Genomic DNA, 12,599 nt, shown 5'->3' on the forward strand with positions numbered 1-12,599 from the left:
CCGTGGCGCAACAACTGCATTTCGAACGACACCTGCTGGGCGGCAGCGAACGTTCGCTGCGCCTGGTCTTCGTGCTCGACCCGCTGGACAGCCTGAAAGCCTGGAAGGATTCGTCGGTGGCGATGATGCGCGCCGCGCAGAGCCACGGCCACGACGTATTCGCCATCGATGCGCGCACGCTGGCCTGGCGTAAGCCGGAAAACGGTCATCCCGGCGGCGTGCATGCCGAAGTCGTCCATCTCCACCTGCGCCCGGACGATCACGACTGGTATCGCGAAACCGGTCGCGAATGGCAGCGCCTGGCCGGTTTCGACGCCGTGGTGATGCGTAAGGACCCGCCCTTCGACAGCGAATACGTTGCCGCCACCTGGCTGCTCGAACGCGCCGAAGCCGAAGGCGTGCGCGTGTTCAACCGGCCGCGGGCCCTGCGCGACCATTCGGAAAAACTGGCGATCCTGGAATTTCCGCAATTCATCCCGTCGACCGCAGTCAGCCGGAATATCGACAGGCTGCAGCACTTCATCGACGAACAGCGCGATGTGATCCTCAAGCCGCTCGACGGCATGGGCGGCGCCGGCATCTTCCGCGTGCATCGCAACGACCCGAACCGCAACGTGATCCTCGAAACGCTGACCGGCGAAGGCCAGCGGACGATCATGGCGCAGCAATACCTGCCCGCCATCGCCCAGGGTGACAAGCGCATCCTGCTGATCGCCGGCAAGCCGGTCCCCTATTGCCTGGCGCGCATCCCGAAGGCCGGCGAGACGCGCGGCAACCTGGCGGCCGGCGGGACCGGCGTCGCCCAGGAGCTGTCGGCGCGCGACCGCGAGATCGCCGAAGCGCTCGGTCCGATCCTGATCAAGCGCGGCCTGCTGCTGGTCGGCATCGACGTGATCGGCGAACGACTGACCGAAATCAACGTCACCAGCCCGACCTGCATGGTCGAGATCCGGCAGCAGACGGGTTTCGATGCCGCCGGTGCCCTGATCACCGCCATCGAGCACGCATGCGGGCTGTCCTGAAGACCTGCCTGGCGCTGGCCGCCGCCCTGCTGCTCGCCGCCTGCGGCCGCACCCCCTTGCAGGAACAGCAATCGTACGTTTTCGGCACGCGCGTCGAAGTGATCGTCGTCAGCGCCGACCCGGAACAAGGGCGCAAGGCGATCGCCGCCGTGCTGCGCGAATTCGACCGCATGCACCGCGCCTACCACGCCTGGGAGCCGTCCGAACTGACCGAGGTGAATTCGGCCATCGCCGCCGGTCGACCGCAGCAGGTGACGCCGGAAATGGCCGACTTCATGCGCGAAGCGCAGGCGCTGTCGGCACAGGGCGAACACCTGTTCGATCCGGGCATCGGCAAGCTGATCGAACTGTGGGGTTTCCACGCCGACGAGTTCGTCGCCCGGCTGCCCGACCGGAAAACGCTCGACGCCTTGGTCGCCGCCCATCCGTCGGTGGCCGACCTGGTCATTGACGGGACCACGGTATCCAGCCGCAACAAGGCACTGGCCCTGGATTTCGGCGGCTACCTGAAGGGCGTCGCGCTCGACCGGGCCGCGGCCATCCTGCGCCAGCAAGGCATCCACGATGCGCTGATCAACATCGGCGGCAACGTCATGGCGCTCGGCAACAAGGAAGGCCGGAAATGGCGAGTCGGCATCCAGCACCCGCGCCAGCCCGGCCCGCTGGCCACCGTGTCGCTGGAGGATGGCGAAGCGATCGGCACGTCCGGCGACTACCAGCGCTACTTCGAAGTCGACGGCAAGCGTTACTCGCACCTGATCGATCCGCGCAGCGGCTGGCCGGTCGACCACACGCAGGCGGTCACCGTGCTGGTACCGGCCGGACCGAAGGCCGGTACGCTGTCCGATGCCACCTCGAAGCCGATCTTCATCGCCGGTCCGGACGGCTGGCGGGCCATGGCCCGGCGCATGGAAATGCCCTACGTCCTGCGCGTCGACAGCGCGCAGCACATCCAGGTCACGGCAGCGCTGCACCAGCGACTCGAATACATCGGCCAGCCGCCGGCCATCGAGGTCATTCCCTGAAAGGCAGGCCTCTGGCGGGATTCCGCCGTACCCGACCCCGTTCATTTACATTGTTTCTCAATATTATTTGAGACATCGCTGCGAACGCGTGCGACTATCCCCCCTCCTGTTGAACATTACTATGGGGGATAAGCTCAATGGACATGAATACGCTCTGGGAATCGCTACAGAACGCGCTTGGCGGCCAGATACCGCACTTGCTCGGCGCCCTCGGCATCTTCGTCATCGGCTGGCTGATCGCCGTATCCGTGCGGGCCGGCACCCGTCGCGGACTGGCGGCCGTCGGCATGAATCGCCACTTCAATATATTGACTGGCAATATCATCGATCTGGAACGCCTGATCGCCGTTGCGCTGTTCTGGGTCGTGCTGCTGCTGACCCTGATCGCGGTCTTCAACTCGCTCGACCTGGCCGTCGTCTCCGGCCCCTTCGCCGCGTTCACCACGGAAATCTTCACCTACGCCCCGAAACTGCTCAGCGCGCTGGTACTCGGTCTGATCGCCTGGGTTCTCGCCAGCGTCGCGCGGACGCTGACCGTCAAGCTGCTCGACAAGACCACGCTCGATGAAAAGCTCGCCGAACACGCCGAAATGGCGCCGATCGCCGATAACCTGTCGCAAGCCCTGTTCTGGCTGATCGTGCTGCTCTTCGTGCCGGCCATTCTCGGCGCCCTCGATCTCGATGGCCTGCTCGACCCGCTGCGTGCCATGGTCGGCCGGGTGCTCGACATGCTGCCCAACGCCGTTGCCGCGCTGATCATCGGCAGCGTCGGCTGGATCGTCGCCACGGTGCTGCGCAACATCACGGTCAACCTGACGCGCAGCGCCGGTCTCGACCAGTTCGGCCAGAAAGCCGGTCTCGGCGATTCGACGTCGCTGACGCGCATCGCCGGCCTGCTGGTGTTCCTGGTCGTATTCGTGCCGTCGCTGATCTCGGCGCTCGATGCGCTGCGCATCGAAGCCATCTCGCGCCCCGCCACCGACATGCTGGCGCTGATGCTGCAGGCCGTTCCCAAGCTGATCGCCGCAGCGCTGATCCTCACCGTCACCTGGCTGGTCGCCGGCTTCGCCTCGCGTCTGCTGAGCAGTCTGCTGGCCGCCATCGGCTTCGACAAACTGCCCGAACGCATCAACCTCGCCCATGCCTTCGGAAACAGTACCGCCTCGACGTTTGCCGGCCGCGTCGCGTTCTTCTTCGCAATGCTGTTCGCCGGTGTCGAAGCCGCCGCCCAGTTGGGCTTCAGCCAGGTCAGCGACATCGTCGCCACCTTCATCCGCTTCGGCGGCGACATCCTGCTCGGCAGCACCATCCTGGTCGTCGGTTTCTGGCTGGCCAACATCGCCTATGCTGCGGTCGACCGCGCCAGCGGTGAAAATACCCGCGGACTGGCGCGCATCGCGCGCTACGCGATCCTGGCCCTGGTCACCGCCATGGGCCTGCGTGCCATGGGCATCGCCGACGACATCGTCAACCTGGCCTTCGGCCTGACGCTCGGCTCGATCGCCGTCGCCGTCGCCCTGTCCTTCGGCCTCGGCGGACGCGAAGCCGCCGGCAAGCTGATGGAGCACTGGCTGGCCAGACTGCGCCGCGAGGACTGATTCGCCGCCGCGCAAAAAGTGTAGCCCGGCAGCGCTTGCTGCCGGACTACACCGTCAGTTCGGCCATAAACCTGCGTCCTTTTCTTAACAGGCGCCCCGGCTTCGTATAAAGTCGCCCAAGCTTCCAGCATAAGGAAGCTTTACCCCGACGAACCCGCAGGTACGCAGAGAAGAGGCCCTCTTGGCTGGCATTCCATTCCGCAGACCGAGTTTCGCCAACAGCCTGGTGCTGCGCATCGGTCTGCTGATCCTGCTTTCCCTGGCCGCCTTTTCGGTCGGATTCGTCCAGTTGCTCGGTCTGCCCACGGTTCAACGCCTGGCCGAATCCCAGTTGAAGCTGGCCGCCGAACAGGTCGAATCGCGTTACGGTCGACTGCTCGATTCGGTCGAAATCACCTTGCGCAGCAGTCAGAGCTGGGCCCGCAACGGTCAACTCGACCAGGGCCAGCTGCTGCGCTTCAACGACCTGTTCTTCCCCATCCTGGCCAACAACCGGGAAATCAATTCGGTGATCTTCGCGCACGAATCGGGACGCGAGATCTTCCTGCTGCTCGGCGCCAACGGCGGCTGGGTCAACCGGATCAGCAATCCGGCGGAATGGGGACGCCAGACCTACTGGATTTACTGGACCCCCGATCGCCGCATCGACCGCGTGGAAATGCAGGAGCGCGATTACGACGCGCGCCAGCGCCCCTGGTTCACGGGTGCCATCGCCCTCGAACGCGACGAACAGATCCACTGGACACAACCCTACGTATTTTTCACCTCCGGACAGCCGGGCATCACCGCATCGATGCGCTGGCAAGCGGCCGATGGTTCGAAATACGTCATCGCGCACGACGTCCGGCTCAGCGACATGGCCAGCTTCACCAGCCAGCTGGCGCTTGGCGAACAGGGTCAGGCCGCCTTGCTGCTCGACGATGGCAGAGTGATCGCGCCACCTCGCGATGCCCGCTTTGCCGATCCGGAAGCGATGCGCAAGGCCCTGCTCAAGACCCCCGAAGCGCTGGCCCTGCCGGAACTCGGTGCCGCCCTGCAGCGCTGGCGGGACGACCCGGCACCGGTCGGCGGCATGCATCTGCACGATCGTCCGGACGGCATCTGGTTCAGCCTGTTCCGCCACATCGAGCCGCAGCGCAGCAATCTGTGGGTCGGCGTGACCGCCCCGCGTGCCGAATACATCCCGATCCGCGGCGGCGACCTCGGCCTGCTGGGACTCATCCTGCTGCTTGCCCTCGGGCTGGGCACGGCCGTCGCGGTACGCATCGCCCGCCGCTTCGGGCGGCCGCTCGCCGCGCTCGGCGAGGAAAGCCAGCGCATCGGCCGGCTCGAACTCGACGCACCGGTCATCGTCGATGCTCCATGGCACGAAGTCGCCCGCCTGGCCGAAGCCATCGAGGCCATGCGCCAGCAACTGCAGTTTTCGCAGCAGGCACTGCAGAACATCAACGCCGATCTCGAGCAGACCGTTGCCCTGCGCACGCGAGCCCTGCGCCAGAGCCAGGAAGACCTGCAAAAACGCGAAGGCCTGCTGCGCGCCTTGCTCGACACCCTGCCCAATCCGATTTTCTACAAAGGTGCCGATACCCGTTTCCTGGGCTGCAACCGCGCCTACGAGGAATTCTTCGGCATCGACCGCAACGCTTTCGTCGGCAAGCGCGTGCTCGACCTCGACTACCTGCCGCTCGACGAGCGCCAAGCCTATCAAGCCGAGGACGAAAGGATCATCGGCGAAGCCGGCTGCATCGTCCGCGAGATGCTGATGCCGAATGCCGACGGCAGCCTGCGCGACACGCTCTACTCGGTGAACGGCTTCCTCGCCCCCGACGGCACGCCGGGCGGGCTGATCGGCGTGATCGTCGACATCACGCCGCAGAAGAACGCCGAACGCGATGCCGGCCGGGCCCGCGCCGCCGCCGAGGCGGCAGCCGCCGCCAAATCGGATTTCCTGGCCAACATGAGCCACGAAATCCGGACGCCGATGAACGCCATCATCGGCATGAACCATCTGGCGCTGCAGACCGAGCTGACGGCCAAGCAGCGCAATTACCTGAACAAGGTCGATGTCGCGGCCAAGGGCCTGCTCGGCATCATCAACGACATCCTCGACCTGTCGAAAATCGAAGCCGGCATGATGCGCTTCGAACGCACCCCCTTCAGTCTCGATGCCACCCTGCGCCACCTCGGCGACCTCAATGCGCAGAAAGCGCGCGAGCGCGGCCTCGAACTCCTGTTCGACCTGGGTGCCGACGTGCCGGACCGCCTGATCGGCGACCCCCTGCGCCTCGGCCAGGTCCTGCTCAACCTGGTCGGCAACGCGATCAAATTCACCGAGCAAGGCGAAATCACCGTCACCGTCGATCTCGTCGAACGCCGCGAACGCGATCTGCGCTTGCGCTTCGTCGTCAGCGATACCGGCATCGGCATGAACCCCGAACAGGTGGCCAACCTGTTCACCGCTTTCACCCAGGCCGACAGTTCGACCACCCGCAAATACGGCGGTACCGGACTCGGCCTGTCGATCTGCAAGCGCATCGTCGACCTGCTCGGCGGCAGCATCGAAGCGACCAGCGAACCCGGCGCCGGCAGCCGCTTCACTTTCGAACTTGACTTCCCGGTTGCCGAAGGCGACGCCGAGGCACCGCGCCGCCTCGGCCTGCCCGACCGCCTGCGTACCCTGGTTGTCGATGACAATACCGGCGCCCGCGAAGTCTTCGCCCATATGCTGGCCACGCTCGGCATCGATTGCCGGGTCGCCGCCAGCGGCAGCGAAGCGCTGGTCGAGATCGCCAGCGCCCAACGGGCCGGCGAAGACTACGGACTGCTGCTGGTGGACTGGAAAATGCCGGTGATGGACGGGGTCGAACTGCTCGCCGCGATCCGGCGGGAAACCGCCCAGCCGCCGGCAATCATCATGACCACCGCGCACGACCACGAAGAACTGCGCGATGCGCTCGGCGAACTGCCGGTCAACGCCATCCTCGGCAAACCGGCGACGCCTTCCACGCTGTTCGACGCCATCATGGTCGCCCTGCACCGCGCCCCGGCGCCGGTCGGCGCCAGCCACCAGACGACGCGGCCGTGGTTCGCCGGCAACCGCCGGGTGCTGCTGGTCGAGGACAATGCGGTCAACCGCGAACTGGCCGAAGAAATGCTGTCGGCCACCGGCCTGCTCGTCGCCACCGCCGAAAACGGCGCTCTTGCGGTCGACCAGGTGCGCAACGGAAATTTCGACCTGGTACTGATGGACTGCCAGATGCCGGTGATGGACGGTTACGAGGCAACCCGCCAGATCCGCGACGAACTCGAACGCTTCGACCTGCCGATCGTCGCCATGACCGCCAACGCGCTGCCCGCCGACCGCGACCGCTGCCTGGCCGTCGGCATGAACGACCACATCGCCAAACCGATCGACGTCGGCATGCTCTACGCCACGCTGCAGCGCTGGCTGGGCGAAGCCGCGGCGACAGCGCCGGTACCGCCAACGCCCGAACCGCGCAACGAGCGCCTGAACCGCACTGCCGCGCTGGCCCGCGTCGGCGGCAAGGCCGACTTCTACGCCAAACTGCTGAAACGTTTCGCCACCGACCAGGCCGACCTGCCGGCGCGTCTCGATCGCGCCCTGGCCACCGGCGCCGGCGACGAACTGATCCGTCTGGCCCACACGCTGCGCGGGCTGGCCGGCAACATCGGGGCCGAACGGCTTGCCGCCCTGGCCGGCGAACTGGAAAAAGCCATGCGCGAGGAGTCGACCGCAGCCGCCATCCAGCCGCGGATCGACCGACTGGCCGAGGAACACCGCGCACTGCTCGCGCAGATCGCGGCCGACGGCAGCGACCGCGCACCGCCACCGGCCCCGGGCAACCCGGCCACCCCGGAAGCCCTGGCCCGCCTGCAACTGCTGCTCGACAACGACGACGCCTCGGCCGTCCGCCAGTTCGACACGCTCGCCGACGGCTTGCGGCAGCAGACGGAGACCGCTACGGTCGACCGGCTCGAACGCCTGATTTACCAATACGATTTCGAAGACGCCAGCGCGCTGCTGCGCGAAATCCTCGCCCCTCTTTCGCCCCGCCCGAAAACGCCATGACCAGCCTGCTCCCCAAGCAAAGCATCCTCGTTGTCGACGACACGCCCGAGAACATCGACCTGCTCAGTGAAATCCTGTGTGGCGACTACCGCGTACGAGCCGCCATCTCGGGCGAAAAAGCGCTCAAGATCGTCTATTCCGACGAACCGCCCGATCTGATCCTGCTCGACATCATGATGCCCGGGCTGTCCGGCCTGGAAATCTGCCGCCGCATCAAGGCCAACCCGGACCGCCGACACATCCCGATCATCTTCGTCACCGCGATGACCGCCACCGCCGACGAGGAACTCGGCCTGGCCACCGGCGCCGTCGACTACATCATGAAGCCGATCAGTCCGCCCATCGTGCGGGCCCGCGTGCGCACCCACCTGGCGCTCTACGACCAGTCGCGCGAACTCGAGCGCATGGTCCGCCAGCGCACCCACGAACTGATGACGACACGCCAGCAGATCATCCGCCGGCTTGGCCGGGCCGCCGAATTCAAGGACAACGAAACCGGCAACCACGTGCTGCGCATGAGCCACTACGCCCGGCTGATCGCCGAAGCGCACGGCCTGGGCGCCGAAACCGCCGGCATCATCTTCAATACCGCGCCGATGCACGATGTCGGCAAGATCGGCATTCCCGACGCCATCCTGCTCAAACCGGGCAAGCTCACGCCGGAAGAGTGGAAAGTCATGTACCAGCACCCGATCATGGGCGCCGAAATCATTGGCAAGCACGACAACGAACTGCTGGAAACCGCCCGCATCATCGCCCTCAGCCACCACGAAAAATGGGATGGCAGCGGCTATCCGCAAGGGCTCAAGGGCGAAGCCATTCCGCTCGAAGGACGCATCGTCGCCATCGCCGACGTCTTCGACGCGCTGGTTTCCGTCCGCCCCTACAAACCGGCGATCGGGCTCGAACAGGCGCTGGCAATGATGGACGAACAGATCGGCAAGCACTTCGATCCGGCGCTGATGGCCGCCTTCCACCGCGCCCTGCCGGAAATCCTGCGCATCCGCGAAATCTACGCCGACGAGCACGGCGCGCTGACCGACCTCGAATTCCAGATCAAGGAAATCTACGAGCACGCCCAGGAACCGACCGGCTACCCCGCCGTGCTCACCAACCCGAAGGATTGCGACTGCTGATCACGCCGGCTGCCGGGAGTCGACAATCAGCGTCACCGGCCCGTCGTTGACCAGCGCCACCTGCATGTCGGCGCCGAACACGCCGCTCGGCACCGGCCGTCCCAGTTCGGCCGACAGCAGCGCGACAAAGCGGTCGAACAGCGGCGCCGACACTTCACCGCGCGCCGCCCGGCTCCACGACGGCCGGTTGCCTTTCCTGACCGAGGCGAACAGCGTGAACTGGGAAACCGCCAGCACCTCGCCGGCAATCTCCTGAACGTTGAGGTTCATCGCGCCCGACGGGTCGGCAAACAAGCGCAAACGGGCAATCTTGCCGACCGTCCAGACCAGATCGCGCTCGTCGTCTGCCGCTTCGAAGCCGGCCAGCACCAGCAAGCCCGGCCCGATTTTTCCGACGATTTCGCCGTCGACCGCAACCGACGCCTGGCGCACCCGCTGGATCACCGCCCGCATCGATCAGTCCTGGCCGGCCAACGCCTCGCGCAGCAAGGCTGCGCGCTCGGCCAGCACATCGCGGCCCGGTTCCTGGCGCGGCCAGATCAGGCCGACACCATCGTCGGCATGGCGCGGCAGTACGTGAATGTGGAAATGCCCGACCGTCTGCCAGCCCGCCTCGCGATTGCATTGCAGCAGATTCAGGCCGGCCGGCTGGAAAGTCGCCTGAATGGCCTGTGCGACGCGGTGCGCGGTACGCATTGCCGCGGCCGCCTCGTCGGCCGTCAGGTCGAACAAGGTCTCGGCATGGCGCTTGACGATGACCAGCGTGTGGCCCGGCGTCACCTGCCCGATATCGAGGAAAGCCAGCGTCTGCTCATCTTCGTAAATGCGGGCGGCGGGAATTTCCCCGGCGAGCAGGCGGCAGAAAATGCAGCTGCCGACGGCAGAGGTATCGACGAATTCAGGCATCTCGTTTCCTGGGTCTTGTTTGAAGAACCGCTATTCTGACCATATTCCCGAAATATTCATCCCTGCCGTGCGGCGGGCAATATAATTTCCCGGGCATTCCGTTGGCTTGACGAAGGCTTTCGGCGGCCGCCAGAAATCACTTTTACAGGGAGTCCTGCGCAATGAAGATTTCCGCCAAGCTTTACCTGCTCACCGCATCGCTGCTCTGCGTCGCCATGGCGATGGGCGGGCTCGGCCTCTACGGCATGAGTATCGCCGTCGGCGGCCTGGAAACCGTTTACAACGACCGCGTCGTGCCGCTCAAGCAGATCAAGGAGATTGCCGACGCCTACGCGGTAAACATCGTCGACACCACGCACAAGGTCCGCAACGGCAGCCTGACCACCGCCCAGGGCCTGGCCTCGCTCGACGAGGCGGAGCAGAAAATCCGCAGCAACTGGCAAGCTTACGTTGCCACCCGCCTGGTCCCGCAGGAAGAAGCCCTGGTCAAGGAAATCGAGCCGCAAATCAAACAAGCCGATCAAGCCACCGCCAAACTGCGCGCGCTGCTGCAGCGCGGCGACAATGCCGAAATCGCCGCATTCTCGGCACAAGCCCTCTATCCCGCCATCGATCCGGTCTCCGACTCCTTCAGCCGTCTGGTCAGCCTGCAGCTCGACGTGGCCAAACAGACCTACGACGACGAGATCCGACACTACCAGGAACTGCGCACCACCAATCTGCTCATCCTGCTGATCGCCCTGGTCATCGGGATCGGCGTATCGATGTTCGTCGTCCGGCGTTCGGTCGAGGCCCCCATCGCACAAGCTCGCCAGGCCGCGGCAGCGATCGCCGCCGGCAACCTCGGCGAAGGCATCGATGCCAGCCGCAACGACGAAATGGGCGCTCTGCTCAAATCGCTGGAAGACATGCGGCAGCAGTTGCGTCAGCTGGTCGCCCATCTGAAGGAAAACGCGGCCGGCGTCTCCGGCGCCTCGGCACAACTGTCCACGGCATCGGGCGAAGTCGCCAAAGCCATCGCGCTGCAGTCGGAATCCGCCGCCTCGATGGCCGCCGCCGTCGAACAGATGACCGTTTCCGTCAATCACGTCGGCGACAGTGCCGTCGAAGCCCGGCAGATCACCCAGGAAACCGGCGAACAATCGGCCACCGGCAATCGCGTCATCCAGGAAACGGTGGCCGAAATGCAGAACATCTCGCAGGTCGTCGCCGAGGCATCGCGCACCATCCAGTCGATGGATGCGAACTCGCAAAATATCGGCGGTATCGTCCAAGTCATCCGCGAAGTCGCCGAACAGACCAACCTGCTCGCCCTCAACGCCGCCATCGAAGCCGCACGCGCCGGCGAACAGGGCCGCGGCTTTGCCGTCGTTGCCGATGAAGTCCGCAAGCTGGCCGAACGGACGGCCCAGGCCACCACGCAGATCGGCAACATGATCGGCGACCTGCAGGCCTCGGCCCAGGCGGCGGTCGGCACCATGGCACAAGTCGTCGGCAAGGTCGAAACCGGCGTCGTGCTGGCCAACCGCACCAGCGAATCGATGCTCGGCATCAACGAGCGGGCGCAACAGGTCGTCGCCGTGGTCAACGAGATTTCCGAAGCCTTGCGCGAACAAGGCGTGGCGAGCAACGACATCGCCATCAACGTCGAACGCATCGCCCAGATGTCGGAAGAAAACAGCTCGGCCACCCGCTCCGTCGCAGACACCGCGCGTCAGCTGGAAACCCTCGCCGCCGATACCGAACGCAGCGTCGCCATCTTCCGGATCTGAACGATCACCCGCCGCCGGCAGGCACGCCGCCGGGTTTCACGTGAAACCAGCGGCGGCGGCCGGCGTATCATGCGCAGCGCCCCCAACATCGACGACTGACGAGACACGCGCATGATCTACACCTACCGCTACACCTTCCTGGAAAACGCGGGACGCATCAGGACCGACAGCGAAAAGATCGACGCCGATCAATGGCTGACCTACCTGCAGGCCAACGCAGCGCGTTACGGCAATCTGCACGACTACGTCGTCGCTTCGTTAAAGGCCATCCAGGAAGACGATCCGCTGATCGCCGCCGCCGTCGTCGCCGAGATCGACGAAACCTATCGCGACGGCGAACCGACAGCTGCGTTCCAGTTCCTGATGTATTGCTGGACGGCCTTCAAGGCCGGCGAAATCTCGGCCGCCGCCTGGGCTGCCGCACTGGCCAGCGCCTGGCAATCGGGTCAGCGATCGCTGCCGGATGGCGTTGCGCTGGCCGAAAACCTGCTGCTCAGGATGTTCCGCTCAGCGGACCGCGAAGCCCTTTTCCAGGTCGGCGCCGGCCGTAAGGATTGGGACGCCTACCTGGCAGCACTGCCGGAACGTGTCGAAATCTATCGGGGAATTTCCAGCGGCAGCAAGTTCCAGGAAAACGGCCTGAGCTGGACCACCAGCCCGGAAGAAGCCAAGAAATTTGCCGCCAGACAAGTGTCGACCGCAACCCAGATCCCCGGCGTGATCCGCGCCCTGGTCCCCGGATCGGCCATCCTGGCCGTGTTCGATTTTGCCCAGGAAGTCGTGGTCGACCCCACGATTCCCAAGGAAGACCTCAGCACCAACTTCCTCAACGGCAGCGGTCTGACGAAATTCCGTCAGAACTGGAAGAAACTTCAGGCGGAAGAAACCCGAAAAATCCGAGAAGCCCGTCGGGGCGGCTGAGCAAGGTTTTCTGTTCCAGGGTGCATCACGGCAATTCTTCGCATGCCCCTTACGCCAACCGTACGGCATACGCTCTGACTTCCGGGGAATATTTGTTGATCCTGATTAAGGCCCCATTCACTCAGGTAA

General features: G+C 65.1%; 9 protein-coding genes. 7 read left to right on the forward strand and 2 right to left on the reverse strand.

The features are described 5' to 3' along the window. Positions 1 to 2 precede the first annotated feature (2 nt). The 5 genes from gshB to L0962_RS01870 all read left to right on the forward strand — a co-directional run bounded on the left by gshB (position 3) and on the right by L0962_RS01870 (position 8,871). Positions 3 to 1,022: a glutathione synthase gene (gene gshB, locus L0962_RS01850; protein WP_234083172.1), complete on the forward strand. Its 1,020-nt coding sequence runs from the start codon at positions 3 to 5 to the stop codon at positions 1,020 to 1,022. Continuing rightward, the gene (locus L0962_RS01855; protein WP_234083186.1) at positions 1,007 to 2,047 is read left to right on the forward strand and encodes an FAD:protein FMN transferase; all 1,041 of its coding nucleotides are present in this window, start codon (positions 1,007 to 1,009) and stop codon (positions 2,045 to 2,047) included. The genes gshB and L0962_RS01855 overlap by 16 nt, the downstream gene beginning before the upstream one ends. 137 nt (positions 2,048 to 2,184) lie before the next feature. Then, positions 2,185 to 3,645 (forward strand): mechanosensitive ion channel, encoded by a 1,461-nt coding sequence (locus L0962_RS01860; protein ID WP_234083190.1) that lies wholly within the window; start codon positions 2,185 to 2,187, stop codon positions 3,643 to 3,645. A gap of 181 nt (positions 3,646 to 3,826) precedes the next feature. After that, on the forward strand, positions 3,827 to 7,735 hold the full coding sequence (locus tag L0962_RS01865) for a response regulator (RefSeq protein WP_234083193.1): 3,909 nt from the start codon (positions 3,827 to 3,829) through the stop codon (positions 7,733 to 7,735). Then, complete coding sequence (locus tag L0962_RS01870; protein ID WP_234083196.1) at positions 7,732 to 8,871, forward strand: HD-GYP domain-containing protein; 1,140 nt, start codon at positions 7,732 to 7,734, stop codon at positions 8,869 to 8,871. The genes L0962_RS01865 and L0962_RS01870 overlap by 4 nt, the downstream gene beginning before the upstream one ends. On the opposite strand, the gene dtd is transcribed toward L0962_RS01870, so the two are convergent. Next, positions 8,872 to 9,324, reverse strand: a complete 453-nt coding sequence (gene dtd, locus L0962_RS01875) for a D-aminoacyl-tRNA deacylase (RefSeq protein ID WP_234083211.1) — start codon at positions 9,322 to 9,324, stop codon at positions 8,872 to 8,874. A gap of 3 nt (positions 9,325 to 9,327) precedes the next feature. Continuing rightward, positions 9,328 to 9,777 (reverse strand): HIT family protein, encoded by a 450-nt coding sequence (locus L0962_RS01880; protein WP_234083214.1) that lies wholly within the window; start codon positions 9,775 to 9,777, stop codon positions 9,328 to 9,330. Between the two features lie 161 nt (positions 9,778 to 9,938). Here L0962_RS01880 and L0962_RS01885 point away from each other — a divergent pair, with 161 nt between their 5' ends. Together L0962_RS01885 and L0962_RS01890 are read left to right on the forward strand one after the other, a co-directional pair. Continuing rightward, positions 9,939 to 11,549, forward strand: coding sequence for a methyl-accepting chemotaxis protein (locus tag L0962_RS01885; RefSeq protein ID WP_234083216.1), 1,611 nt, complete (start codon positions 9,939 to 9,941; stop codon positions 11,547 to 11,549). Positions 11,550 to 11,660: 111 nt separating this feature from the next. Then, positions 11,661 to 12,470 carry a hypothetical protein gene (locus tag L0962_RS01890; RefSeq protein ID WP_234083219.1) on the forward strand — a complete coding sequence of 270 codons (810 nt, stop codon included), beginning with the start codon at positions 11,661 to 11,663 and terminating at the stop codon, positions 12,468 to 12,470. The last annotated feature ends 129 nt before the right edge of the window (positions 12,471 to 12,599 follow it).

Origin of the sequence: Azonexus sp. R2A61, from assembly GCF_021401135.1 — a bacterium.
Lineage (GTDB): Bacteria > Pseudomonadota > Gammaproteobacteria > Burkholderiales > Rhodocyclaceae > Azonexus.

Coding starts and splice junctions, on each gene's coding strand:
- L0962_RS01860 (WP_234083190.1), top strand. CDS start 2,185: ATGGACATGAATACGCTCTGGGAATCGCTACAGAACGCGCTTGGCGGC.
- dtd (WP_234083211.1), bottom strand. CDS start 9,324: ATGCGGGCGGTGATCCAGCGGGTGCGCCAGGCGTCGGTTGCGGTCGAC.
- L0962_RS01855 (WP_234083186.1), top strand. CDS start 1,007: ATGCGGGCTGTCCTGAAGACCTGCCTGGCGCTGGCCGCCGCCCTGCTG.
- L0962_RS01890 (WP_234083219.1), top strand. CDS start 11,661: ATGATCTACACCTACCGCTACACCTTCCTGGAAAACGCGGGACGCATC.
- L0962_RS01870 (WP_234083196.1), top strand. CDS start 7,732: ATGACCAGCCTGCTCCCCAAGCAAAGCATCCTCGTTGTCGACGACACG.
- L0962_RS01885 (WP_234083216.1), top strand. CDS start 9,939: ATGAAGATTTCCGCCAAGCTTTACCTGCTCACCGCATCGCTGCTCTGC.
- L0962_RS01880 (WP_234083214.1), bottom strand. CDS start 9,777: ATGCCTGAATTCGTCGATACCTCTGCCGTCGGCAGCTGCATTTTCTGC.